The organism is Streptomyces sp. CMB-StM0423 (assembly GCF_002847285.1).
Taxonomy (GTDB): domain Bacteria; phylum Actinomycetota; class Actinomycetes; order Streptomycetales; family Streptomycetaceae; genus Streptomyces.
Genome location: NZ_CP025407.1, coordinates 3588836 through 3615127, shown reverse-complemented (window position 1 = coordinate 3615127; position 26292 = coordinate 3588836). Strand labels below are relative to the sequence as shown.

The 26292-nt window shown below is 73.0% G+C and carries 16 protein-coding genes and 1 tRNA gene; 8 read left to right on the top strand and 9 right to left on the bottom strand.

Annotated features, from left to right (window positions below; all coding sequences use genetic code 11):
- Positions 1 to 95: 95 nt before the first annotated feature.
- The 5 genes from CXR04_RS15490 to CXR04_RS15470 all read right to left on the bottom strand — a co-directional run bounded on the left by CXR04_RS15490 (position 96) and on the right by CXR04_RS15470 (position 9836).
- Entirely contained in the window at positions 96 to 2567 is a 2472-nt protein-coding gene (locus CXR04_RS15490; protein ID WP_442802379.1) for a PQQ-dependent sugar dehydrogenase, read from the bottom strand.
- Between the two features lie 119 nt (positions 2568 to 2686).
- A complete protein-coding gene (locus CXR04_RS15485) occupies positions 2687 to 5125 on the bottom strand; it encodes an ROK family protein (protein WP_101422811.1) in 2439 nt (812 codons plus the stop codon).
- 227 nt (positions 5126 to 5352) lie between these two features.
- The gene (locus tag CXR04_RS15480; RefSeq protein WP_101422809.1) at positions 5353 to 7701 is read right to left on the bottom strand and encodes a glycoside hydrolase family 95 protein; all 2349 of its coding nucleotides are present in this window, start codon (positions 7699 to 7701) and stop codon (positions 5353 to 5355) included.
- A 200-nt stretch (positions 7702 to 7901) separates the two neighbouring features.
- Positions 7902 to 9185, bottom strand: coding sequence for a glycoside hydrolase family 71/99-like protein (locus tag CXR04_RS15475; RefSeq protein WP_234380250.1), 1284 nt, complete (start codon positions 9183 to 9185; stop codon positions 7902 to 7904).
- Between the two features lie 192 nt (positions 9186 to 9377).
- Entirely contained in the window at positions 9378 to 9836 is a 459-nt protein-coding gene (locus CXR04_RS15470; RefSeq protein ID WP_101422807.1) for an Lrp/AsnC family transcriptional regulator, read from the bottom strand.
- Between the two features lie 62 nt (positions 9837 to 9898).
- Here CXR04_RS15470 and CXR04_RS15465 point away from each other — a divergent pair, with 62 nt between their 5' ends.
- A complete protein-coding gene (locus CXR04_RS15465; RefSeq protein ID WP_101422805.1) occupies positions 9899 to 10600 on the top strand; it encodes an AzlC family ABC transporter permease in 702 nt (233 codons plus the stop codon).
- Positions 10593 to 10928: a branched-chain amino acid transporter permease gene (locus CXR04_RS15460; RefSeq protein WP_101422804.1), complete on the top strand. Its 336-nt coding sequence runs from the start codon at positions 10593 to 10595 to the stop codon at positions 10926 to 10928. The genes CXR04_RS15465 and CXR04_RS15460 overlap by 8 nt, the downstream gene beginning before the upstream one ends.
- A gap of 158 nt (positions 10929 to 11086) precedes the next feature.
- On the opposite strand, the gene CXR04_RS15455 is transcribed toward CXR04_RS15460, so the two are convergent.
- Positions 11087 to 13831, bottom strand: coding sequence for a glycoside hydrolase family 97 catalytic domain-containing protein (locus tag CXR04_RS15455; protein ID WP_101422802.1), 2745 nt, complete (start codon positions 13829 to 13831; stop codon positions 11087 to 11089).
- Positions 13832 to 13934: 103 nt separating this feature from the next.
- A complete protein-coding gene (locus CXR04_RS15450; protein WP_101422800.1) occupies positions 13935 to 15575 on the bottom strand; it encodes a metallophosphoesterase family protein in 1641 nt (546 codons plus the stop codon).
- A gap of 60 nt (positions 15576 to 15635) precedes the next feature.
- Between CXR04_RS15450 and CXR04_RS15445 the strand changes: the two genes are divergently transcribed.
- Entirely contained in the window at positions 15636 to 15986 is a 351-nt protein-coding gene (locus CXR04_RS15445; protein ID WP_186462007.1) for a metallopeptidase family protein, read from the top strand.
- Positions 15987 to 16362: 376 nt separating this feature from the next.
- Here CXR04_RS15445 and CXR04_RS15440 read toward each other — a convergent pair whose 3' ends face one another.
- A complete protein-coding gene (locus CXR04_RS15440; protein ID WP_234380249.1) occupies positions 16363 to 16911 on the bottom strand; it encodes a hypothetical protein in 549 nt (182 codons plus the stop codon).
- A 334-nt stretch (positions 16912 to 17245) separates the two neighbouring features.
- On the opposite strand from CXR04_RS15440, the gene CXR04_RS15435 reads away from it, so the two are divergent.
- The 4 genes from CXR04_RS15435 to CXR04_RS15420 all read left to right on the top strand — a co-directional run bounded on the left by CXR04_RS15435 (position 17246) and on the right by CXR04_RS15420 (position 22548).
- Positions 17246 to 19423 (top strand): DEAD/DEAH box helicase, encoded by a 2178-nt coding sequence (locus tag CXR04_RS15435; RefSeq protein WP_234380248.1) that lies wholly within the window; start codon positions 17246 to 17248, stop codon positions 19421 to 19423.
- A gap of 182 nt (positions 19424 to 19605) precedes the next feature.
- Entirely contained in the window at positions 19606 to 21672 is a 2067-nt protein-coding gene (locus CXR04_RS15430) for a LamG domain-containing protein (RefSeq protein ID WP_101422794.1), read from the top strand.
- Positions 21673 to 21778: 106 nt separating this feature from the next.
- Positions 21779 to 21851: transfer RNA gene (locus CXR04_RS15425), tRNA-Lys, on the top strand.
- 448 nt (positions 21852 to 22299) lie between these two features.
- The gene (locus tag CXR04_RS15420) at positions 22300 to 22548 is read left to right on the top strand and encodes a hypothetical protein (RefSeq protein WP_101422793.1); all 249 of its coding nucleotides are present in this window, start codon (positions 22300 to 22302) and stop codon (positions 22546 to 22548) included.
- A gap of 262 nt (positions 22549 to 22810) precedes the next feature.
- Here CXR04_RS15420 and CXR04_RS36430 read toward each other — a convergent pair whose 3' ends face one another.
- Positions 22811 to 23023 (bottom strand): hypothetical protein, encoded by a 213-nt coding sequence (locus CXR04_RS36430; protein WP_101422791.1) that lies wholly within the window; start codon positions 23021 to 23023, stop codon positions 22811 to 22813.
- Between the two features lie 163 nt (positions 23024 to 23186).
- Between CXR04_RS36430 and CXR04_RS15405 the strand changes: the two genes are divergently transcribed.
- A complete protein-coding gene (locus CXR04_RS15405; protein WP_234380247.1) occupies positions 23187 to 26129 on the top strand; it encodes an NACHT domain-containing protein in 2943 nt (980 codons plus the stop codon).
- Positions 26130 to 26292: the final 163 nt, after the last annotated feature.

Here is a 26292-nt window from a genome sequence, read left to right as displayed (position 1 = left end):
TCCGCCCCCGGGGCGTCCCCGCCGGGAGACCGGCACGGTGCGCTCCGCCCAGCCGGGCGCACCGTGCCGGCCGGTCATCGGCCCGTACTCTCCGCCTACCCCGTCGTGAAGGTGAAGGCGTCGATGTCGAGCAGGTTCCCCTGCCCCGTCGGTCCCGCGAACCGCAGGTACAGCGTCGTCGCCCCCGGCGGCGCCGCGGTCAGCGAGGCGCTGACCTCCTGGTAGTTCTCCCAGCCGCCGGTCGGCGGGACCGTCAGGGTGCCGAGCAGGCCGCCGGTCGGCGAGCCCGTGCGGACCTCGATCGTGCCGCCGGGACCGCCGGAGGCGACCCGCGCGCTGATGCCGGTCACGTTGTTCAGCGCGTACGGCTCGAACGACACCCAGTCGCCGTTGTCCGTGAACCCGACCGTCGCGCCGCCCTCCGCGCCCCCGTGCCCGGCGATCTGGATGCCGGACATCGCGCCGAAGTGCTCGGCCTGCCGGTGCCGCGGCTGGAGGGTGCGGGTGCTGGTACCCGTCAGCCCGCCGTCGTCGGTGTACTCGGCCTTGAAGACCCCGTACAGGTTCGCCGCGGTGTCGTGCTCGCCGTCCTCCGGGACGCTGACGGTGCCGCTGCAGCCGTTCGCCGAGGTGATCTCGTGGGTGTGGCTGTCGTGCCCGAGCGAGTACGACACCCGCACCTTCGCGCAGTCGACGGAACCGTCCTCCGGGTCGCTCGCCGCCACGGTGAACGGCACGTCGTCGCCGAAGGAGAAGAGCCGCCCGTCACCCGGCGTCTGCAGCGTCACCGTCGGCGCCGTGTTGCCCGCCGTCACCACCAGGCTCGCCGTGCCCGTCAGGCCCTCGGGGTCGGTGACGGTGAGGGTCGGGGTGAAGGTGCCCGCGGAGGTGTACGTGTGCGAGGGGTTCGCCTGGTCCGAGGTGGCGCCGTCGCCGAAGTCCCAGCGGTACCTGAGCGCCCCGCCCTCCGGGTCCGCGCTGCCCGCGGAGCTGAACTTCACGGTCAGCGGCGTGCCGCCCGAGGTGCGGTCGGCGGCGGCCTGGGCGACCGGGTTGCGGTTGGAGCCCGCGAGGTACTCGATGCGGTACAGCGCCTGGTTGCCGCCGCCGGAGCCGTAGTCGAGGACGTACAGCGCGCCGTCGGGGCCGAAGTCGGTGTCCATGACCTGGGTGCCGTCCCACGGGAAGTCCTCGATCAGCCCGGGGGAGCCGTCCTGGCCGACCTCGATGGCCTTGATCCACTGCCGGCCCAGCTCGCCCGCGAAGTACCGGCCGTCCAGGGACTCGGGGAACTTCACGTCCGAGTCCAGGTCCGGGTCGTAGCGGTAGACCTCGCCGCCCATCGGGGACTCCGAGCCGCCGCCGAACTCCGGCGGGCTGCCCGCGTCGCCGCCGTAGCGGATCCAGGCGGGCTTGGCCGGGGGGAGCCTGTCCTGCCCGGTGTTGTGCGGGGAGTTGTTCACCGGGCCGCCCGCGCAGTCGTACTTCGCGCCCGAGGGGCCGTTGGGGAAGGTGAACTCGTTGTACGTCTCCGCCGCCGTGTTCGTGCCCGTGCAGTACGGCCAGCCGTAGTTGCCCGGCCCGGTGATGCGGTTGAACTCGACCTGGCCGCTCGGCCCGCGGTTCGGGTCGCTGCCGCCGGCGTCCGGGCCGTAGTCGCCGAGGTAGACGGCGCCGGTCTCGCGGTCGACGGACATCCGGAACGGGTTGCGGAAGCCCATCGCGTAGATCTCGGGACGGGTCTCCGGCGTGCCGGGCGCGAAGAGGTTCCCGGACGGGACGGTGTAGCCGTCGGCCGTGGGCTTGATCCGCAGCACCTTGCCGCGCAGGTCGTTGGTGCTGCCGGAGGAGCGCTGGGCGTCGAACTGCGGGTTGGTGCCGGCCCGCTCGTCGATCGGGGAGTAGCCGCTGGAGGCGAAGGGGTTGGTGTCGTCGCCCGTGGTCAGGTACAGGTTGCCCTGGGCGTCGAAGTCGATGTCGCCGCCGACGTGGCAGCACTGGCCGCGGTCGTTGGGCACTTCGAGGATGACCTTCTCGCTGCCCATGTCCAGGGTGTTGTCCGCCTTGAGCGTGAACCGGGAGAGGTTCAGGTGGCCCTTCCAGCGCTCGAAGTCGGCGGGGCTGCCGGTGACGGGTGCGTCGCCGGGCGGGGTGTCGAGCGTGGGCGAGTAGTACAGGTAGAGCTGCCGGTTGGAGGCGAACCCCGGATCGGCGGCGACGCCCTGAAGGCCCTCTTCGTCGTGGCTGTAGACGTTGAGCTTCCCGGCGACCTTGGTGTTGCCGGCCGCGTCGGTGACCCGGACCGTGCCGTCGCGCGCGGTGTGCACGACCGCGCGGTCCGGCAGCACGGTCAGCGACATCGGCTCGCCCATCTCGGCCGGACCTGAGGCCAGTTGGACGTGCTGGTAGTCGCCGGGGGGTATGTCGGCAGCGGCGCCCGCGGCCGGGCCGCCGGCGGCGACCGCGCCGCCGCCGAGCACGAGCGCGAGGACGGCCAGCAGCCGCGGGGCACGGCCGGGTCTGTCCACCCGTCCCGGCCGGGACCGGCGGTGGGGGGTGCGTCTCATCGGGTTCCTTCCTGGTGCGTGAGTGGTGGCGGTTTCGTACGAGGGCACGGGGCCCCCGGGTCGTTGCGGGCCACGGGCCCCGGGCCGGGACGAGGGCGCAGGGCCCCCGGTCGTACGGTTCACAGGGCCCGCAGGGCCGTCCCGCCGCGCAGCCTCGGGGTGAACGCGGCGTGGAAGATCGTGGAGGCGGCGCCCACCGCGGCGGCCTCGGGGCCGAGCACCGACCGCTCGACGTCGACGTGCCGCAGCCGGCGCGCGGTGGGGAAGTCGTTGACCATCTCGCCGATGTGGGACAGGTACAGCGGGGCGGCCGGGTCGGTGAAGAACGGCCCGCCGAGGACGACGAGGTCGATGTCGAGCAGGTCCACCAGGCTCGTGGTGCCCTGCCCGACGGCCCGCGCCAGGTCCCGTACGGCGGCGGTGGCGGCCGGGTCGCCGGCCGCGGCGGCTTCGGTGACGGCCCGGTAGCCGGCGGTGGTGCCGGCCAGCGCGGCGTCGAGCGGGAAGCCGTGCCGGGCGGCGAGCCGGGAGAGCCCCAGCGGCGGGTTGCACTCGGGCAGCACCTCGGGCCGGCCGCCGGGCCCGGTGCGGCCGAGCGCGACGGCGCATAACTGGCCGAACTCACCGGCGTTGGCGCTGGTGCCGCGGTGCAGGTCGCCGTTGAGGTAGAGGCCGGAGCCCACGCCCGTACCGAGGTAGACGTACGCGAAGTCGCGGGCGCGCCGGTCGCGGCCGATCCACCGCTCGCCCGCCGCCGCGGCGGCCGCGTCCTTCTCCATGATCAGCGGGCACTGGAAGTGGTCCTTGAGGAGGTAGAGCAGTGGCAGGTCGGTCCACACCGACATCAGCGGCGGGTCGAGCACCGTGCCGGAGTCGGTGTCGACGGGACCGGGGACGGCCACCCCGATGCCGAGGAACCCCCCGGGCCGTACCGCGCCGCGGGCGTCGGCCAGTACGCCGCGGCCGAGGTGGGCCACCTGCCTGACCAGCACGTCGGGGTCGGCCGTCGGGTGTACGGGCCGGGTGCGCTCGGCGACGATGGCGCCGTCCAGGTCGATGACGACGGCGGTGAAGACCTCCGGGTCGATGTGGATGCCCACGGCGTGCGCCGCCTCGCCGCGCAGCCGCACGGGCGTGCGCGGCTTGCCGGAGGTGGCCTGGCGGCGGTTCTCCTCGACGAGGATGCCGCGGGCCAGCAGCGAGCGGGCGATCCGGGACACGGACTGCTGGGTCAGCCCCGTGCGGTGGGCGATCTCGCCGCGGGTGACGGTGCCGGCGAGGCGGACGGCCTCGATGACGACGCACTCGTTGAACGAGCCGAGGTCGATGTGGTTCGCCCCGCCCACGGCCTCCCGCCGCCCCGCCCCCGCCCCGCCCCCGGAGCGGCCGCGGGGGCGGGGCGGGGCGGCGTGGCTGGCGATGGACTCGCGCAGCCACTGGAGGGGCTCGCCGGCGGGGCGCCGGGCGTACGCCTCGACGGCGCCGGCGAGGTCGAGGTAGACGCGGCGGGAGGACTCGGGGTGGCGGGAGCTGTCGAGGGCGACGAGGGCGCGGAGGTAGCTGCGCCAGGTGCAGGTGGCGGGGATGCCGTGGAGGGTGGCGGGCGTCGAGGCTTCGGGGCGGATGGCGGGCGGCGGCTGCGGGGGGACGGGGGCGGCCGCGGGGGCGGTTGCCGAGGCGGGTGCCGGGCCGGGTGGGCGAAGGGCCGTGAGTGGGACGGCCGTTCGTGCGGTCGACGGGCCGGACGTACGGGAGGCGGCGGCGGTTGCCTTCCCGGGTGCGGCCGGTGGGGAGGCGTGCGGGTGGGCCGCCGCGGGGTCCGCGGTCCAGAGCGTGAGCGCGTACAACTCGATACGCGGATGGCGCCTGCGCGCCTTCGTGAGGAATGCGGCGAGCGCGCGGTGCGGCGCCGGCGGGCGGCTGCCGGCGACGGCGCCGGGCAGCGCGTCGCAGGCGCGGTCGAGCCCGGCGAGCACGTCGGCGCCCACGGCGCTGCCGGCCGGCCGCGGCTGCGCGGCGGCGCCGGTCCTGGCGCCGGCGAGGAGCACGGCGCCGTGGGCGTCCGCGTACAGGCCGACGACCCAGATGTCGGAGCCGGGCAGCGGCGGGTCGGCCGGCGGGTGGTCCGACCAGCGGCGCCGGATGGCGGCCACGGTGGCGTGGGACAGGCCCAGTTCGCGGCCCACGGCCCGGGAGGCGGCGGCGCCGTCGCTGGCGAGGAGCGTACGGGCGATGACCTCCGCCTCGTCGACGGTGGCCGGCCGGCCGGGGCGGGCGCGGTGCCGCAGCCCGGCGATGCCCTCGTCCGCCCACTTGTGCCGCCAGGTGCCGACGGTCTGCCGGGAGACGCCGAGCCGCCGGGCGATGTCGGTGTCCCGCATGCCCTGCCCGGCCAGCAGCACGATCCTGGCCCGCAGTTCGAGCGCCCCGCCCTCGGCCGCCCACTGCCGCAGCAGACCGGTGTCCTCGGCGGAGGGGCGGGCGGCGGGTATGGCTGCGGACATGGCGGCGGAGGGCGGTGCGGCAGCGGTGACGGTCGCCTGCTTGTGGGGGTGCATGGCGTGGCCTTCCTGTCCAGCTCGTGCCGCACATGTAAAACCAGGTGTGTTATTAAGTCAACGGCCCGTCCTCTCCTTTTAGTTGCGGGCCTGTAAAAGCCGCTGGTGAATTGTCAGGGGAATTAAAAGACGCCCGGCGCAATGCCGGAAAGAAACAGCCTGACAACCGGACCCCGGGGCCCGGACCCGCGGCGCACATCGCGGGCCCGGGCGGCATTCCGGCGGGGTCAGCCGAAGGTGTACGTCTGGCCCGCCACCGCGTCGACGACCTGTTCGCCGCCGGGGAGCAGGTCGCTGCGGAGGGTGAGCCGGCGCGTGCGGCTCGCGTGCAGCACGATGCGGGTCGCCCGGCCTTCGGCCCAGGTGATGTCGAGGGTGGCGCCGCCGCGGGCGCGCAGGCCGCGTACGGAGCCCGAGGGCCAGGCGCCCGGGAGGGCGGGCAGCACCTCGATGGGGCCGTGCTGGCTCTGCAGCAGCATCTCCGCGATGCCGGAGGTGGCGCCGAAGTTGCCGTCGATCTGGAACGGCGGGTGGGTGTCCCAGAGATTCGGCAGGGTGGAGGACTTGAGTTGTTCGCTCAGCATCTTGTGCGCGTGGTCGCCGTCCGTGAGCCGGGCCCAGAAGTTGATCTTCCAGGCTTTGCTCCAGCCCGTACCGCCGTCACCGCGTGCGGTCAGCGACACCTTGGCCGCCTCCGCCCACTGACTGCCGACCTCGATCTGCCGCCCGGGGTGCAGGGCGAAGAGGTGGGAGACGTGCCGGTGGTCGTTGTTCTGGTCGTCCAAGTCGGCCTTCCACTCCTGCAACTGCCCCCAGCGGCCGATCCGCAGCCCCGGGTCGAGGGCGGCGAGGGTCTGCTCCAGGCGGGTGCGGAAGTCGGGGCTGTCGCCGAGGGTCTGCGCGGCCTCCAGGGTGTTGGTCAGCAGGTCGTACACGATCTGCTGCGACATGGAGCAGCCCGCGGTGAAGTTGCCCTGCTCGGGCGAGTAGCTGGGGGTGACCACCAGCTTGCCGTCGCGCGGGTCGGTGCGCAGGTTCGCGAGCCAGAACTCGGCGGCCTCCTTCATCACCGGGTACGCGGTGTTGCGGAGGTAGTCCGTCGAGCCGTCGAAGCGGTAGTGCTCGTACATCTGCTGCGTCAGCCAGGCCGCGGCCTCCGGGAACCAGAAGGACGACGCCCAGTCGTGCACGCCCGTGAAGCCGAAGGGGTTGGTCTCGTTGTGGACGACCCAGCCGCCGCTGGTGTGGATCTCCCGCGCCGAGACGCGGCCGGGGGCGCGCAGGGCCTCGACGAAGTCGTCGTACGGGATCGTGGTTTCGGCGAGGTTGGTGATCTCGGCGGGCCAGTAGTTCATCTGCAGGTTGATGTTGACGTGGTAGTCGGCGCTCCACGGCGGGTTGGTGACGTTGTTCCAGACGCCCTGGAGGTTCGCGGGGGTCGACCCCGCGCGCGAGGAGGCGATCAGCAGGTAGCGCCCGTACTGGAAGAACAGCGCCTCCAGCGCCCGGTCGGCCGCCGACCCGCTGCCGTAGCCGGCGAGGAGCCGGTCCGTGGGCTGGGCCGGCTGCTGCTGGCCGATGTCGAGCGCGACCCGGTCGAACAGCCCGCGGTGGTCGGCGACATGCCGCTGGCGCAGCGCGCCGTGGCCCGCCTGGACTGCCCGGTCGACGGCGCCGGTGACGCGGTCGTGCGGGTCGGCGCCGCGGTAATTCGGGTAGGCGTCGGCGTAGTCGGTGCCCGCGGCCAGCACGAACCAGGCGCTGTTCGCGCCGCTCACCGTCAGCGTGCCGTTCCCGCTCGACACGTTGCCGCCCTCGGTCAGCAGCCGTATCTGCGCCTCGAAGACCATCCCGTTGTCCTGGAGCTTGCCGCGGATCGTCAGCCGGTCGCCACTCGCGGTGGCCTGGAAGTCGTTGCGCGGCGAGGTGTAGCGCAGGGTGAAGGCCACCCGCCCCGGCTGGCTCGCCGTCAGCCGGCCCACCGCGACCCCGTCCGGCTGGGAGACGAAGTACTCGCGGCGGTGGTCCGCCCCCTGGTGCGCGTACGCGACGGCCGCCACGCCCTCGGCGAGGTCCAGGTCGCGCCAGTACGAGCCGTCGGGCCCTCCGGGCGCCGACGGGTGGTCGAGCAGCAGCTCGCCGAGGATCTGGTACGCGCCGAAGCCGTGCTTGGACTGGCCGAGCTGCTGCGCGACGGTCTCGGGGCTGAGCTGCCCTTCGGCGTCGAGCCGGTCCTGCACCGCCTTCAGGGCGCCGGGCCGCGGATCGCGCCAGTTGCCGAAGTCGTAGCCGCCGCCGGAGCCGGGGCCGCCGGTCCACAGCGTCTTCTCGTTGAGCGTCAGCCGCTCGGAGGCGAGCGTGCCGAACACCCCGACGCCCAAGGCCCCGTTGCCCAGCGGCAGCGACTCGCGCTCCCAGTCGGCGGCGGGCTTGTCGTACCAGAGGCGCCAGGCGTCGCCCGGGTCGGCCGCCGCGCGGCGGGCGGCGTACGCCAGGGCGGGGGTGCCCAGCGTGAGGGCGCCCGCGGCGGCGAGGGCGGATTTCACGGTGGTTCTGCGGGTGATGTCTCCGGACATGTCCACTCACCTCGAAGGTCGTTCGTGCGACGGAAGGACTCGGGTGGTGCGGGCGCCGGGCCGCGGCGTCGGGGCGCGGCGCCTGGGCGCCCTGGGCGCGCGGGGCACGGCGCCGGGACGGACGGCCCGCGGGCGTGCGGGCAGGGGCGCCCGCCGGACCCGCCCGCGGGGGCGGTACGGGCGAGTCCGGCGGGGCGCGATCAGGGCCGCGGCGGCGTGGGCCGGTTCGGGGTCAGGGCGAGCTGACCCTTCAGCATCCGGCCGCCGTCCGCGGTCAGCCGCAGGTAGTAGTCCGAGGAGCAGGACGTGCCGTCCTCGTCCAGCGCGCGGATACCGGAGCCGGACGGCACCTGGGACGCGTTCTCCGCGGTCTTGGCGATCTGGTTGGCCTCGTTGTACTCGTCGAACATGGAGATGTAGACGCCCGCGACGTCCAGCCGGACCATGTGGTAGAACTGCCGCCACATCAGGTCGCCGTGCGCGCGGTGGCCGCTCTGCAGGTCGCCGGGGATGATGCACGGCTGGTAGTCGATGCCGTGCGCGTCGCAGTCCGCCTTGTCGGGGCCGTTGACGTTGTTGGAGAAGTGGTCGGCCCCGCCGACGTCGGAGATCCGGCCGACCATCCACGGCGAGATCATGTTGAACGCGTGGTACACGTCGAGGAAGCCGGGACGCGAGTCCGACTGGCCGGTGCGCCAGTGCGTGGGGACGCCGCCGATGACGTAGCAGCCCTGGTTCTTGAACCAGTTGACGACGTCCAGGCAGGGGCCCGGTGTGAAGGGGCGGCCGTCGTCGTTGAAGCCGAAGCCCCAGATGCACACCACCGGCTTGCCGTTCTGCATCGCGTACGCGCCGGAGGACGTGTACGCCTTCATCTTCGTCGTCCAGTCCTCCTTGATCTGGGACTGCATCTGCGTCCAGGAGGTGACGTCGTACATGATGTAGAACTTCCGCCCGTGCCTCTCCGCCGCCGCGCGCACCTTCGCGGCCATGCCGTCGCGCGTGGCGCCCTCGCCGCCGAAGGGGTTGAAGCGCTGCAGGGCGGCGGTGTCGCAGTCGTGCTCGGCCATCCAGCGGAAGTGCGTGTCGACGGTCTGGTCGTCCCAGGAGGAGAACAGGGTGGCGGGGCCGCCGCCGTTGAGGTTCGCGTAGGCGGTGGGGTACGTGTGCTCGTACTCCCGCATGTCCGGCCAGGACGCGATGGTCGTGTTGTCCGGGGACGGCGGCCGGCTCATGTCGCGGCTCCAGTGCCACCACCCGTTGATCGGCGCGCCGTCGCCGGGGCAGGCGAACCAGCCCTGGTAGCCGACGGTCACCTTGCCGACCACGTCGCCCACGGGGCTCGCGGCGGGCCGCGCGGCGGCCTGCGCCGCCGCCGCGGGCTCCTCGGCGGCGCCGGCGAGCCGGGTGGAGAACACGCCGCCCGCGGCCGCGGCGGAGGCGGCGGTGCCGGAGAGGATGAGCTTGCGTCTGGAAATCGTCACGAGGGCTTACCTCACGTTCGGGTCTGCGGTGGGGGAATTCCCGGCGGCGGCGAAAGGTGCCGCGCCAAGGGACGCGAGCCGTAACGTAGTCGGGCGCAAGTCGCCTAGCAAGAGATCCGACGAATTGAATTCGATTTCCCAACCCGGTTCTTTGTCAGGCTATTTATTTGACGAAATCGGGCGCGCCGGAAATCAGTCCACGACCTTGATCTTCTTCATCGTGGGCTGCGAGATCACCCGGGCGACGCCCGGGATCCCGATGATCTTCCCGGTCTGGAACTGCTCGTACGCCGCGTAGTCCGCGACCAGCACCCGCAGGAAGTAGTCCGGCGTGCCGAACACCCGCCGGAACTCCACCACCTCGTCGTACGCGCCGATCGTCGCCTCCAGCCCGGCGAGGGTGTCGAGGTCGCTCACCGACACCTCGATCGACACGATCACTTCGAGCCCGCGCCCCGCCGCCTCCTCGTCCACCCGTGCCCGGTAGCCCGTGATGATCCCGGCCTCCTCCAGCCGCTTCACCCGGCGCAGGCAGGGCGGCGGCGTCAGCCCGACGCGGCGGGCCAACTCGACGTTCGTCAGCCGGCCGTCCCGCCGGAGCTGGCGCAAAATTTCGCGATCAAGCTCGTCGAGTTTTCGTTCATTGCTCACAGCGCCACCTTAGCGCCACAATCCGCAACCATATGAGCCGCGGATATTTCTAGGATCGGCACATGCCACACCAGCTACGCGCCGACCTCTCCCGGGCGCTCGCCGACTCCGGGTCCGTCGGGCTCGGCGCCTTCCCCATGGGCGTCGCGTTCGGCGTCCTCGTCGTCCACTCGGGCCTGGACTGGTGGTGGGCGAGCGTCTTCTCGGGCCTGATCTACGCCGGTTCGCTGGAGTTCCTCTTCCTCGGCCTGGTGCTGGCCGCCGCGCCGCTTGGGCAGATCGCGGTGACGGCGTTCACGGTCAACTTCCGGCACGTCTTCTACGCCCTGTCCTTCCCCCTGCACCGCGTCCGCGGCCGCGCGGCCAGGGCGTACAGCACCTTCGCGCTCTCCGACGAGGCGTACGCCGTCACCGCGCACCCCGCCGCGCAGTCCTACCCGGGGCGCCGCGTGCTGTGGCTCCAGGTCTTCATCCACCTCTACTGGGCCGGCGGCGCCACGGCCGGCGCCCTGCTCGGCGCCGCCGTCCCCGCGGGTGTCGAGGGCCTGGACTTCGCCGTCACCGCGCTCTTCACCGTCCTGGCCCTCGACGCGCTCCGCGACCGGCCCGGGCTCGCCGTGCCCGCGCTGGCGCTGGGCTGCGCGCTGGCGGCGCGGTTCGCGGTGCCGGGCGGTCAGCTCTTCGCCGCCTTCGTGCTGTTCGCCGCCGCGCTCCTCGCCCGCTACGCCGTCGTACGGCGCCGGGAGGCGGGCGCGCGTGCCTGACACCCCCGCCGCCGGCTACCTGCTCGCGGCCGTCGCGGTCGCCGTCGCCGTCACCTGGGCGCTGCGCGCGCTGCCGTTCGCCGCGCTGGCGCCGCTGCGGTCCAGCCCGCTCGTGGCGTACCTCGACGCGGCGATGCCCGTGGGCGTCATGGTGATCCTCGCCGCCTACACCCTGCGCCACCTCACGCCCCGCGACCCCGGGACGGCGTGGCCTACGGTGCTCGCGCTGGCCGCCACCGTGGCCGTCCACCTGTGGCGGCGGAACGTGCTGCTGTCGATACTCGGCGGCACGGCGGTCCATGTGGCGCTCGCCAGCGCGGTGTTCTGAAGCCCTCCGACGTCTGCACCCGTGTCGTCCCGGTAACCGGGGAATCGCCGGGGAGAAGTGGATTGCTCTCGACTCCCGTGCGGGGAATGGGCTTTTGCCGCCCGCACGTGCCGCGGCCCGGCGGACGAATCCGCCGGGCCGCGGGGGTGCGGTACCGCTCAGCCGCAGGTGACCTTCGGGTCCGCCCAGTCCGCGTGGTCGTAGCTGATGCCGTCGCCGCCGTCCGCCACCTCAAGGGTGAGGAGGCCGACGCCGGTCACGTCGGCCGACACCGGCTGCGCGGCGTCCGTGCCGCGCAGGGTGCCGGTCGTCGTCAGCTCCGTGCCGTCGCCGAGGACCCGGAAGCCCACCGAGCCGCGGTCGCCGACCTCGTCGTCCACACCGACCTGTGCGGTGAAGGAGGTGCACGCGCCGCCGAGGTAGACCGTCACACGGGACGGCGCGTGGGCGCCGAGGCCCTTGGCGTACGTCGTGCCGCCGATCGTCAGCGGCGCGCCGTCGCCGGCGCCGTTGTCGCCGACGCTGGTGTCGATCTCGACCGGGCCCCAGCCGTTCGACGCGGTGAGCAGGTGCAGGTCGCCGACGTGCGCGTCGCCCTGGGGCACCGGCGGGGCGACCAGCACCCGCACGGCCTGCTCGACGTGCACCCGGGGCTCCGCGGGGCCGGCCCCCGGCGCGCGGTACTCCGCGACGACGGGCACGTCCACGTACCCCGGCTCCGCCGACTCCGGCACCCGTACCTTCCAGCTTCCCGACAGCGCCTGCCCCGGCTGCAGCGCCGGGCGCGTCACGTCCTCGCCCGCCGCCGTCCAGCCGGCCCGCGGCCGGGCGCCGAGGGTGACGTTCCGCAGCGTCGCGGACTCCCCGTCGGCGGCGGCGAAGCGGCCGGTGACCTCGATCTCGTCGCCGGGCGCCGCGGTTGACGCGTCCGGGGTGATCGCGAGCCCGGTCGCCGGCGTCGTCCGTACCGGCTCGTCGCACGTCGTCCGGCCGCGCTCGGCGGCGCAGACCTGCGCCACGAACCCGCCGTTCTCCGCCACCGGCACCGTCAGCCGGGCGTCACCGTCGACCCTGCGGGTCTCGCGGGCCAGCCCGTCCGCGCCGTCCGTCACCAGCTCGACGAGCAGCCGCTCGCCGTCGTCCGCGCCGAGCCGGCCGAGGTCCACCTCGGCGGTGCCGGCCGCGCCCGCGTGGATGCCGCCGACGAACCACCGGTCGCCGGCGCGCCGCGCCAGCACGGCGTCGTCGCCGGGCCGCCCGCCGAGGTAGCGGGTCTCGTCCCACACCGTGGGCAGTTGGTCGAGCACGCGCTCGGCCTCGGGCAGCGTGGCGTACGTCTCCGGGCTGTCCGCGGGGTGCTGGAGCCCGGACTCGTACACGACGGGCAACGCCAGCTCGTGCGCGTCGCTGTGCGTCCTGTTGGTCATGGAGAAGGTGCCGGGCGTGACGTCGGCGGAGCCGACGACGTTCCGGGTGAACGGCAGCATCGTGTTGTACGTGGGCGTGAGGGGCTGGTTGAAGGAGTAGTACTCGTGCCCGCGCACCGCCTCGTACGTCATCAGGTGCGGCCAGGTGCGCTGGAGGCCCTTCGGCAGCGTCGCGCCGTGGAAGTTGACGAGCAGCTTGTGCTCGGCGGTGGCGGCGAGCACGTCCTCGTACCAGGCGTGCCTGCCGACGCCCTCGGGCTCGCCCCCGCCGGAGTTCATGAAGTCGACCTTGACGCCCTTGACGCCCCAGTCGTTCAGCTCGCCGAAGACGGTGTCCATCTCCTCGGGAGCGTCCACCTCCCACCAGCGGAACCACAGCAGGATGTCGACGCCCTTGGTGCGCGCGTACCGCACCAGCTCCGGCACCCACTCGCGGCTCCAGCCCTCGTCGACGAGCGTGTACTCCCAGCCGTGCGCGGCCGCGTAGTCGACGTAGTCCTTCTGCCGCTCGAAGTCCCGCGGGCTGTCGTGCTCGACGAGCCAGGACCAGGAGACGGTGCCGGGGCGGATCCAGGAGGTGTCGGAGAACCCGGCGTCCGGCGCGAGGTCGCTGACGAGCGTCGACTCGGTGACGGTCGCCAGGTCCCCGACGATCGCCGTACGCCACGGGGTCGCCAGGTCGCCGGGGGAGACGACCTCGGCCTCGGCGAGCGCCACGTCGTACGCGCCGCTGCCGGCCGCGTGCGCGAGCTTGCTGCCGGGGTACGTGGAGTCCATGCCGGACTCGGTGAGCAGCACGTAGTCATCGGCGGCGACCTCGAAGAGCGCGGGGTAGCCGTAGTCGTCCGCGGCGGCGCCGCCCGCGGTGGTCTCGCCGCGTACCTCCTCGTACCAGGAGGTGTGCGGCAGCAGCCAGGCGGGCGCGTCGGCGGGCAGCCGGTAGCCGCTGGCCTCGCCGGTGACGACGGTGCCCTCGGAGTCGGGCAGTTCGTAGCGGAACGCGACGCCGTCGCGGGCGACGCGGACGACGAGGTCCATGCGCACGCCGCCGTCGCCGCGCAGCGCGAAGCGGGACTCCGTCATGGGGGAGTTCACGCGGCGCTGCTTGCCGGTGGTCATCTCGTACTGCTCGCGCACGCTGCGGTCGTCGCGGCCGAGGACGTCGAGCCCGCGGGTCAGGTCGGCGCCCTTGGTGCGCAGGCCCAGCGGGGAGCCGGGGAGCACTTCGTCCGCGCCCCGGCGGACGGTGAGCGTGAGGGCACCGGTCGCGTCGTCGCGTACGACGTCGGCGGTGAGTTGATCTTTGTTGCCTTGTGGTGCGGCCACGCTCCAGACATCGGAGGTCGTGGCCGTACGGGTCGGAGAGTCGGAGACGGGCGTCGCCGCGGCGGGCGACAGCCAGGCGGTGGCCAGGACAGTCAACGCGGTCAGCATGGTGCCGGCCGGCCGCCGTCCCAGCGGGCCGAGGATGGGCACGGGTGCTCCTTACACATCGGATGAGCAGGAGGAACCGATGAACTGACGTGTTGCACTCTGTTGGTTCGCGTCTGGTTGAGTTAATTCTTGTGAGGGAGGGCTGTCAAGAGTCCTCGCCGGGGGCACCCGACGGGTCCGTCCCATCGGCGCCACCGGGCCGGTTCTCCTCCATGAGATGGCGGCTGACCTCCGCCGACGTCATCCCCAGCCCGCCCAGCGTGATCTCGTCCCACGCCTGCAGCCTGCGCGTACTCCGGTCGAGATAGAGCACGGACGCGCTCACCTTCTCCGGTGCGTCCTCCTCCACCGCGCGCAGCCCGCCGCCGCCCGCCGAGCCCTCGACCATCAGCCGCGTACCCTCCGGCAGATCGTGCTGCTTGCGGTGGTGGCGGTGGCCGGCAAGCGCCAGCGGCACCAGGCCGTCGACCTGCTCCAGCGCGACCGGGTTGTGCGCGACGGCCAGGTCCGCGGGCCGGCCCCGGTCCCGTAGCCCGGTGAGCGCCGCGGCCAGCCGCTCGCCCGCCGCCGTCTCCGCGGGGTCGCCGGCCGCGGCGACGGAGCGGTCGGGGGTGAACTGCGGATCGCCGATCCCCGCGATCCGCACCCCGGCCACCACCACCGACTCGCCGTCGTCCACGACCCGCGCGTTCTTCTGCCGCTCGACGGCGGCCTGAGTGGCGAGCGAGTCGTGGTTGCCGCGGACCCACACGTACGGGACGCCGAGCGTGGCGATCGGGTCGAGATAGACGTTCTCGGCCTCCGAGCCGTGGTCCATCGTGTCGCCGGTGTCGATGACCGCGTCCAGCTCGTACTGGTCGACGAGGGAGCGGATGATGCCCCAGGCGGCGGGGTTGAGGTGCATGTCGGAGACGTGCAGGAAGCGGACGGTGGAGGGGTCGGGGCGGTACGCGGGGAGGGTGGAGGCGGCGTCGTACAGCTTGCTGACGTTGGTCACCAGGCGGGCCAGCTCCTGCTGGTACACGTCGAACTCGGTGACGATGCTGCGCGCGTCGCCGATGACGCTGGGCGCGCTGGTCAGCAGCCCGGAGTACTTCGGCTCCAGCACGGACTTGGGGTTCCACGTCGCGAAGGCGGCGGCGCCGGAGGCGGCGAGCAGCGCGAGCGCCAGCCCGCCGGCGGCCAGCGCCCGGCGCGGCGTGCGGTAGACGGCGAGCCCGAGCGCGGTCGCGCCGACGAGGGCGGCGCCCCCGGAGCGTACGCCCAGATCGAACATGCTCCGGAGGATGTCCGCGGCCACCTCGTCCTCCAGCCCGGAGAACTCCTCGGGGTGCGCGACGAGCGCCCGGGAGCGGTCCGGGTCGAGCCGCTCGACCTCGACGTCGAGACGGAGGGGGGCGTCGTGGCTGTCCATGTCGATGGCGCCGAGCGGCGAGACGCTGATCCGGGTGTCGCCGGTGACGCTCGGGGTGAGCGCCATCCGGGTGTCCATCGGCCCCACCGACGTCTCGACCCCGCCGACGACGAGCAGCCCGAGCCCGGCCCCGACGACCGTGACGGCGGCGAGGCCGAGGGCGCGCGCGTACGGGTGGGGGCGCTGGACGAGAGACGACTCGACCCGGCGCCGCCGGGGCGCGCGCGGCGGGCGCGCCCGCCGCGCTCCGCGCGCCCGGTCGGCCAGGCGGCGGACGGCGGCGGGGAATCGGCGGACACGGGCGGGGGCGCGGCGGAGCCGCTCGAACAGTGCGCGGACGGGCGAGACCGCAAAAGGCACTTCGCGGGCCATTCGCAACGTATGCCCGGTGTGACCCGTCAGTATTCAGCGGCCTGAAGCAGAATGGGCCATGTGCTGGACATGTCGAACGAGGAGTTCGAGGAACTGGTCGCGCAGGCGCTCGACCGGATCCCGGCGGAGCTGACCCGCCTGATGGACAACGTCGCGGTCTTCGTCGAACCCGAGCCGCCGCCGGACGACCCCGGCCTGCTCGGCCTCTACGAGGGCACGCCGCTGACGGAGCGCGGCGAGTGGTACGCGGGGGTGCTGCCGGACCGGATCACGATCTACCGCGGACCGACGCTGCGGATGTGCGAGTCGCGGGAGGACGTGGTGGCGGAGACGGAGATCACGGTGGTCCACGAGATCGCCCACCACTTCGGCATCGACGACGACAGACTGCACGCCCTGGGGTACGGCTGAGGAAGCCGCCCGGGGGCGGCGCGCGTGCGGCGATGATGCAACTCACCGTGCGGGACGGGGTGGTGACGCGTTTCGCCAGGAGCGTGGGGGCGTGCGCGGGTACGCATCGGAGACGAGGGACGGCCCGGGGAACCGGGCCCCGGCGGCGAGGACCTGACCGCCCGCTTCGCCTGCCGGCTGGCCGGGGACCGGACCGTGGGCCGGCACGTCACCATCGCCGGGCAACGCGCGGACACGGGCACCGGCGGGATGCCGGAGCCCCGCTGGAGTGGATCGCCCTCACCCTGAGCACCGGGTTCTCCGCGGCGAGCCTCGTCTCCACCCGCCTGGACTTCCGCGCGTGAGCCTGCCGCCCGTCATCCGGGAGTGGTGGCGGTCAGGCTGAGGGGAGTCGGGGGGAGGAGCCGCCGGCGCCGGCGGCTGTGCCGCCGGTGGTCGTGTCGTCGTCGGTGGGCGTCGGGGTCGGGGTCGGTGTGGGGGTCGGCGTCGGGTCCGGGACCGTGGGGGTCGGGGACGGGGTCGTCGGCTGGGGGCGGGGGCGCGGGGTGGTGGGCTGCGGGGGGTCCGGGGTGCCGCCGGTGCCGCCCGCGTCGGCGGGTTCGCCGGCGCGGGGGGACGGCGACGCCGGGTCGGCCGCGCCGCCGCTCTTCCGGCCCGTAGCGGAGGGGTCCTTCTCGTCACCGTCGCGCTCCCCGGCGGCGCCCCCGGCGCCGCCCGCCTCGCCGGTGCCGGTGGCGCCGGCCGCGGCGGACGGTCCGTCGTTGACCCGTACGCCGCCGTCGGGCTCGGTGCCGCTGCGGCCCGGGCCGGGGTCGGGGGCGCCGGGCCTGCCGGAGCCGGAGACGGTCATGCACCCGCCGAGCGCCAGCACCGCCAGCGTGGCGGCTGAGATCCGCAGGGCGGCACGGGCTGTCGGCTCAGGCATGGGGAGCCCCTTTCAGGACGTGTCGTACGCTCAACTCCCCAGCGCCCGCGGAGGACACGGGGCGCGTCGTGGGGCGCGCCGACCGGCGCGTACCCGATCCACGCGCCCTGGGACGCCACCCCGCGAGCCGTGCCCGCGGAACGGATTTGCCAGCCGGCCCACCGGGTGCGTACTCTGGTAGATCGTTTGATCCCATTTGCCCGGCGCCCCACCGAAGCGCGCCGTGTGTGGCGCGTTCCCTTCCCTGCCGTGGCAGACCGCAAGAGGCGGTCCGTGTAAATCCGCCGCGGAGTCGTGGCGCGTGCCGACGACTGCGGAAGGCTTTCACTCGCTCATGTCTGAAATCCCTGTGCTCGCCCCTGCCCTCGACGAGGCGGAGACGCCCGAGGTGACCGAGATCACCGAGGCGACCGAGACCACCGAGGCGACCGACACCACCGAGGCGACCGACACCACCGACACCACCGACACCACCACCGCTACCGACGACGCTCCGGAGGCCGCCGCGCCGACCTTCGGCGACCTCGGCCTGCCCCGCGGCGTCGTGGCCAAGCTCGCGGACTACGGCGTCACCACCCCGTTCCCGATCCAGGCCGCCACCATCCCCGACGCCCTCGCCGGGCGCGACGTCCTCGGCCGCGGCCGTACCGGCTCCGGCAAGACCCTCTCCTTCGGCCTGCCGCTGCTCGCGACCCTCGCCGGCGGCCACACCGACCCCAAGCGCCCCCGCGGCCTCATCCTCACCCCGACGCGCGAGCTGGCCATGCAGGTCGCCGACGCGCTCCAGCCGTACGGTGACGTGCTGCGGCTGTCGATGAAGGTCGTCTGCGGCGGTACGTCCATGGGCCGCCAGATCGGCGCGCTGGAGCGCGGCGTCGACGTGCTCGTCGCCACCCCCGGCCGGCTGCGCGACATCATCGACCGCGGCGCCTGCTCCCTGGACCGGGTGCAGATCACCGTCCTCGACGAGGCCGACCAGATGGCCGACCTGGGCTTCCTGCCCGAGGTCACCGAGCTGCTCGACCAGGTGCCGCCGGGCGGCCAGCGGATGCTGTTCTCCGCGACGCTGGACAAGGGCGTCGGCACACTCGTCGAGCGCTACCTCGTCGACCCGGTCAGCCACGAGGTGGACCCGTCGGCGGGCGCGGTGACGACGATGACGCACCACGTGCTCGTCGTGAAGCCGCGCGACAAGGCGCCGGTCACGGCCGCCATCGCGGCGCGCAAGGGCCGCACCATCGTCTTCGTACGCACCCAGCTCGGCGCCGACCGCGTCGCCGACCAGCTCCGCGAGACCGGCGTGCGCGCCGCCGCGCTGCACGGCGGCATGACGCAGGGCGCGCGGACGCACACGCTGGCCGACTTCAAGGACGGCCGGGTGCACGCGCTGGTGGCGACGGACGTCGCCGCGCGGGGCATCCACGTCGACGGCATCGACCTGGTGCTGAACGTCGACCCGGCCGGCGACCACAAGGACTACCTGCACCGCGCCGGCCGCACGGCCCGCGCGGGCGAGTCCGGCACGGTCGTCTCCCTCGCGCTGCCGCACCAGCGCCGCACGGTCTTCCGCCTGCTGGAGGACGCGGCGGTGGACGCCTCGCGGCACATCATCAGCGGGCGCGGGGCGTTCGACCCCGACGTGGCGCGGATCACCGGCGCACGGTCGATCGACGAGGTGCAGGCGGACTCGGCCGCCCAGGCGGCGACGGCTGCGGAGCGGGATGTGACGCAGTTGGAGGCCCAGTTGGAGCGGGCCCGCAAGCACGCGGTGGACCTGCGCGCGGAGGCGACCCGCCTGGCGACGCGCGCGGGCGTGACGCCGGAGCAGCCGGCGGAGCCGGTGGCGCAGGACGAGGCGCCGGCGGAGCTGCGGGCGGAGGAGGCTCCGTACGAGGCCCGTACGGACCGCACCGACCGGGGCGACCGCACCGACCGCCCGTACAACCGCACCGGCACCCGGCCCGACCGCAGGGAGCAGCGCTTCCGCGACTTCGACAGGTCGGGGGACAACCGGCGCAACGACCGCGACGGCAGGGACTACCGCGAGCCGCGGGAGACCCGCGGCTACCGCGGCGACCGCCGCGACGAGCGCTCCTACGACCGCCGCGACGAGCGCTCCTACGACCGCCGCGACGAGCGCCCGTCGTACGACCGCCGGGACGACCGCCGCGACGACCGCCGCGACGACCGCTCGTACGGCAGCCGTGAGCCCCGCTCGTACGACCGCCGCGACACCCGCCGCGACGACCGCGGCACCCGCCCGTACGACCGCGGCACCCGCTCCTACCCCCGCCGCGACGACCGCGGCGCCGCCCGCCCCTACGACCGCGACAACCGCCGCCCCTACGAGCGCCGCGAGTCCGCGGACCGCTCCCGTTTCGGCGGCGACCGCCCGGCCGGCCGGGACCACCGCGACGGCCGCCCGTACAGCCACGACCGCCGCACCACGGACGACCGCCGTACGGACAAGCCCCGCTGGAAGCGCCAGGACCGCAACAACCGCAAGGGCTGACCGCACCACCGACGGGCCCCCTCCCCCGGGAGGGGGCCCGCACGCGTCCGCGCCCTCTTGCCGGAACTGCGCGTAGATGCATTGTCACAGCGGGTTGTTAGGCTGCGCGAGCGCAATGCCTTGAGGGGCCCCACACCCTCCGCCAGGAGAAATCCCGTCGGTTCTCACCCAGGAGGGAAACCTTGGCCCGTCACGCTCTCTTACGTTCCGCCTTCGCCGCCGCGGCACTGTCCGCCGCGCTGGCGGCGACGCCCCTCACGGCGGCGGCCGCCGCGAACGCCGCGCCCGACCGGCCGGCCACAGCCGACCTCACCACGTGGTCCCGACCCTGCGCCGCGGGGGCCGACCGGCCGTACGTCAAGGGCGCGCCCGTGCTCGGCGCGGTCCTGCACGACCCGGACGGCGACAGGCTCGTGGCGCAGTTCGAGCTGGGCTGGCAGGACCCGACCGGGCAGGCGCAGAAGCGCGAGCTGACCACGACGTCGGAGCCCAGCGGCGCCGAGTTCTTCTGGCATCTGCGGCGGGAGGGCATCCCCGAGGACACACCGGTCCAGTGGCGGGTGCGGGCCTGGGACGGCACGGCGTGGGGGCCGTGGAGCTCGGAAGAAGGCGCAGGCCCCTGCGAGTTCGTCTACGACACCACCGTGCCCGCGCCGCCCGTGATCTCCTCCCCCGACTACCCGGCGGACCCCGAGGGCTGGACCGACGGCGTCGGCGTCCCCGGCCGGTTCACCTTCGACGCGCCGACCGAGGAGACGGTCAAGTACCTCTACACCATCAACGGCTCACACACCGGCCTGGTCGACGCCCCCGCCCCCGGCGAGCCGGTGACCATCACGTGGACCCCCGAGCGGTCCGGTGTGTTCTTCTTCGAGGTCCAGTCCGTGAGCAGGGCGGGCGTCACGTCAGCGCCCGCGAGTTACACCATCCGCGTCAGCTCGGGCCGGGCGCAGGTGGCGAGTTGGGCGCTCGGCGACGCCGCGGGCGCGAGTGAGGCGGTGCCCACCACCGGCAGCGCGGCGGCCACGGCGGGCACGGGCGTCACCTTCGGCGCCGCAGGTCCGGAGGGCACCGCGTACGGGACGGCCGCCGCCCTGGACGGCACCCCCGGCGCCTACCTGACCCCGCGGACCGCGATCGCGGACACCTCCGAATCCTTCGCCGTCGCCGCGTGGGCGCGGCCGGAGACGACGGCCGGGGACGGGATGACCGTGCTCAGCCAGGACGGCGGTGCGATACCCGCGTCGTTCGCGCTGGGCATCCACGACGGCCGCTGGTCCCTCGCGGTCGCGGACGGGACCGCCGACCCGGTCCGGGCGACGGGCGGCGCGGCGGCGACCGGCAAGTGGGCGCACCTCACGGCGGTGTACGACGCCCCGGCCAGGACCGCCCGCCTCTACGTCGACGGCCGCCTCGCGGCGACGGCGGAAGGCGCCACCGCCGCCGCGGCGGCCGGTGACCTGCAACTGGGCCGGGTACGTACCGCCGCGGGCCATGCGGGCAACTGGCGCGGCCGCCTGGCGGACGTCCGTGTCTGGGACCGCGTCGTGGTCGCGGACGAGGCCACGACGCTGGCGACCCGTAAGGCCAAGCGCACGGGCTACTGGATGCTCGACGAAGCCTCCGGCGGCACCAGCCCCGAATACACCGGCGGCCGGCCCCTCACCCTGTCCGACGGCGCGGCCGTCACCGATGCCGACCCGATCGCCGGGACCGGCCACCTCGAACTCACCGGCAACGGCGGCTACGCCGCCACGGCCACCCCGCCCGTCGACACCACCGCCGGCTACTCGCTCGCCGCGTACGTCCGCTTCGGCTACGACCTGCCCACCCGGGACATGACCCTGTTCTCCCTCCCAGGCGACCACACCAACGCCGTCGAGGTCCGCTACGAGGTGGACACCGGGGCATGGGAACTCGTCGTCGCCGATGCCGACACCCCGACCGCGACGCACACCGTGACGGAGGCGTACGCGAACCCGTGGGGCCAGCACGTCGCCGTCGTCCACGACGACGCCGCCGACCGCATCCGCCTCTACACCGACGGCATGCTCGCCGCCGACCTCCCCCTCCCCGACGCCGCCACCTGGCCCGCCACCACGGGCCTCCAACTCGGCCGCGCCCGCACCGCCACCGGCTGGACAGACCCGATGACCGCCGCGATCGACGAAGTCCGCACCTACACCGGAGCGCTCTCCGGGGAGCAGGTGGCCATGATCAGGGGCCCCTGGACGGACCCGGACGTCTGACCGCCGCCCACCCGCGGCCCCTCCCGCCCCAGGGAGGGGCCGCGCCCCGCCCGCCAGGGGATATCCGCTCGGGGGCACGCCGGGGTCCGGGCTATGCTGGCCGGGCGGGCCGCTAGCTCAATTGGCAGAGCACCGGACTTTTAATCCGTTGGTTGTGGGTTCGAGTCCCACGCGGCCTACCGCTGGAGCCCAGGTCAGAGCGTATATGACCTGGGCTCTTCTGCGTTTTAGGCTAGTTGGAGATCGATTGCTGGCCCGCTGCTGGCCCGAACGTCAGTGATCATGAGTTCGGCATCCTGCGAGTTGGGGACTTCTTGCTGGTGAGGTACCACGCGATGCGCCGCAGCGAAGCCGTCGGCGCAGCGTGGGAAGACCTCGACAGCCAGGCGCGGGTCCTGATGGTGTCCACGGCGGTCACGGTCGACGGCTGGACGCCGGTCGAGTCGGAGCCGAAGACGGACGGCAGCGCGGCCCCGGTCTCCCCCGACGCCGGGACCGTCGCGGTGTGCGGGGAGCACCGGAAGCGGCAGCTTGCCGAGCGGGATGCCCGTCTGGCCGCAGGGCTGCCCTTTGGACGGACTCCGGGAAGATCCTCACGAACGAGGACGGGACCGCGATCAACCCCACGTGCTCAGCGACGAGTTCGAGCGGATCCGCGACGGGGCCGACCTGCCCCCGATCACGCTGCGGGATCTCAGGCACGTCGGGGCGGGGCTCGTGAAGGCGGCCGGCGGCGACATCGACGACGCCAAGGTGAAGCTGCGCCACCAGAGCGTACGGCTTGCGACTGATACGTACGTGGTCATGTTCCAGGAGATGGAGCAGACCCTGGCCGAGGGAGTCGTCGCGGTGGTACCCCGGGCGAAGGCAAAGTGATCCGGGTGCTGCCGGAGAGCGTCGGCCAGCATGCGGCGAAGTCCGTGACCACGCCGCGGCCCGCCGATGGGCCGCCTGGAGTTGGCCGGCGACGGCTGCGTACTGACCGGCAGCACCAGCGCGCGTGTGATGTACGCGCGGGACTGGCAGGTGCGGATGCCGCTTTCCGCGTGGAGGGGGCCCGGAGCTGCGCGCGGCGCTCGCGGCGCGCCTGACGGCTGCGGCGGAGCCGGGGCCGTAGCAGGGGTGTAGGAGAAGGACGTCACGTCAGGGCGTCTACGAGGAGGGCGAGCAGCGCGGCCGCCACGGTTAGCGTCGCGCCGAAGGCGGCCCCGGCGCGCAGCAGGGCGGCGGGGATGGAGGCACCGTCGGTGCGGGCCAGCAGCCCAGTGGCGATGGCGGCCAGGACGGCGAGGAGGGCGGCATCGAGCAGGGCGAGCGCGAGGATGGTGAGCGTGGTCGGCGATGCAGGCATGTATTTGTTCCCTTCCGGCGAAACCGTGCAGTCGGGAACGAAAATGGCCTGAGAGGCGTACGCGGGCGTACGGAGCGTACGGGAATGAACGTTGGCGTACGGACTGTGGGAGGGACTGCGCGTGGGGGCGGACGGCAGGATGGGAGATCGGGACGAAGCGCGCGTGGAACTGGCGAGGCACTTACGGCTCTTGCGGGCCGAGCGGCGGCTGACGATGGGCGGGCTTGAGCGGCGGGCCGGGCTCGGGCACACGACGGTCAGCCGGGCGCTTAACGGTTCGGCGGTGCCGAGCGAGACCACGGTGGTGGAGCTGGCGCGGGCGCTCGGGGCGGACGCAGAAGAGTTGCTGGAGCTACGCGGCAGAGCGCTACCGCACGGCCCGCAGACAACTTCCGTGAAACCCTCGGGCGGCGAAGCGGCAGGATTCGAGGAGCGCTATCGCCAGTACGTCGCCGAACGCCATGGCATGCTCTCGGTGATCGGTCTGGACCTGTCGCGCCCCGACCGGGCCCGGTGGCCTCTGGACGCCGCGTACCTCAGCCTCGAACTGGCCACCCCCTTGCACGCCGCGGTCACCGAAGGCGGCGCCACGGCATCTGGCCCCGGCCACCGCAACGAGGTCAGGGTGGAGCGTGCCGAGCAGGCGCTGTCCGGGCTGCGCCGGGTGCTGGTCCGTGGGCTGGCCGGGTGCGGCAAGACGGCGCTGCTGCAGTGGCTGGCCGTGTCGACCGCTGGCGGCACATTGCCGGGCAGGCTGGACCAGTTGAGTGGAGGTGTGCCGTTCTGGCTACCTCTGCGCACTCTGGTACGCCGGGGTGAGCTGCCCGCCCCAGAGGAGTACTTAGCCGCTGTCCGTTGCCCGCTCGCGGCCTCGCAGCCGCCCGGCTGGGCGGACGCACTGCTCACAGCGGGGCGAGCGGTGCTGCTGATCGACGGGCTGGACGAGGTTCCTCAGGCCCAGCGTCAGGGGGCTCGCCAATGGCTGTACGACCTGCTCGCCGCCTACTCCCGGGCGACCTATGTGGTCACTACACGGCCGTCCGCGGTACCCGAAGGCTGGCTGGTCGACAGCGACTTCACTGACCTGACGATCCGGCCGATGAGCAGCCGGGACGTGGCGGTCTTCGTCGACCGCTGGCACCGCGCGGTAGCCGCCACGGCAAGCAGCGAAGCGGAACGCGCCGACATCGACGGCCTGGGCGAGAGCCTGAAGGACACGGTTCGCGCTCAGCGAGACTTGGCACGCCTGGTCACCACTCCGCTGTTGTGCGCCTTGGTGTGCGCCCTGCATCGCGACCGCCGCGGCCACCTGCCGTACGGACGGATGGAGCTGTACCAGGCGGCCTTGTCGATGCTGCTGCACCGACGCGACGACGAACGCGACATCACGGCGCCGGAGGCCGTGGTCCTGAGTGAGCAGCAGAGCATCCAGTTGCTCCAGCGCCTGGCGTACTGGCTGATCCGCAACGGCCAGACCGAACTCGACCGCGACCTGGCGACGGGTCTCATCGCGGACGCGCTCCCCGCGATGCCCGCCGTTGCCGAACAGGTAAACGCTGAGAAGGTCCTCGCCCACTTGCTGGCCCGCTGCGGCCTGCTGCGCACCCCGGCCGCCGATACCGTCGACTTCGTGCACCGCACGTTCCAGGACTACCTGGGCGCCAAGGCGTCCATCGAGGCACGTGATATCCCGCTCCTGGTCCGCCACGCCCACGACGATCAGTGGGAGGACGTGCTGCGCATGGCCACCGCCCACGCTCGCCCGGATGAACGCGCACGCCTACTGAAACGCCTTGTCAAGCGCGGGGATCAGACACTCAGACACCGCACGAGGCTGCACCTGCTGGCGACGGCATGCCTAGAGAACGCGACGGAACTCGCCCCAGAGGTACGCGAGGAAGTCCAGTCCCGCACACGAGCTCTGCTGCCGCCGCGGGATTGGGAAGAAGCAGAGATCCTTGCCGCCGCCGGCCCTGTCGTACTGGACCTCCTGGATGGGCCCGACGGCCTCGAAGACGACGAGGCTGGGGCCGTCGTGCATACGGCGACCAGGATCGGCGGCGACGCTGCCCTGGCCGTCCTAAAGCGGTTCCGAACTTGCACGCGTGGAGAAGTCGCCAGGGCACTGGAGAGCGCTTGGGACCGTTTCGACGCGGCGGAATACGCTCGCGATATCCTCGCGTACTCTCCTGGTCTCACCTACCTCAACGTGATATCGGCCGACCAGTTTTCTGCTTTACCCGCCCTGGGTAAATTCGAAACTATGAATATTCAGGGAGACTTCCCCGTCGGCACTATTGACGCCGTTCTCGACCCGGGTAAATTGCAGCGACTGAGCATAGGCCGCAACCCGGCCCTGCGCGACCTGGCATTCCTCCAGCCCTATACGGCGCTGATCAAAGTTGCTCTCAACGATTGCGACAACCTCACAGACATTACGGCCCTGACGGACACGCAGGTCACCGAACTTGATCTTTCGCAGTGCCAGCCCGAACTCTTCTCGGGCCTTGCCCGATTGCAGAGACTCACCAAACTCGTACTGCGAGATGAGGTGCCCTACCAGGATCTCGGTGCTCTGCCCGTCGAGGCCGACCTCACCTCCCTCATGCTCGGCCCGACAGCACACCATCACCTTCGACTCGACGGCATTGGGCGCTGGCCTCAACTCGACACCCTCAATTTGTGCTGCCCCATCAAGGGCTTCGCGCTCGCAGCCGAACTACCCCAGCTTGAGAGCCTATGGTTACAGCTTGACGCCGGACTCTCGATGCTCGAACTCCTGCCACCCGCTCCGCAGGTCCGTCGTCTGCATGTCTACTCGCAGCGAGCGGCCGTCGACCTCTCCCTCGTGCCTACCAAGCTGCCCGGACTCGCAGCCCTCACCATCTACTGCGCCGCAGAGCATCGGGAGATCGACCTCACACCCCTGCGAGGCATGGGTGACCTCACCGCAATCTCGATCGAGAGGGCCACCATCGTCAGGGGCATCGAACCTTTCCCGAAGGAACCATCAGTCGCACCCCCCGCCCTCGGAGCGCCACTTCGCATCTCCGAGCGCGAATGCCCGGAGGAAGAGGTACGCCGACTGGACCATTCAGCTACGTAACGTGACCCCCGTGGTCAGTGACACCACGCAACCTTCCGTTCCGAGCTCAGACCCACGATCGACGAGCAGTCGCGGGTCGCGCTGCTATACGGAGGTGCAGCGTCGCTCCGCAAGGGTTCGTACATTCCACGCCAGTCCCGATGTCTCCTCGTCCTGCGCGGGC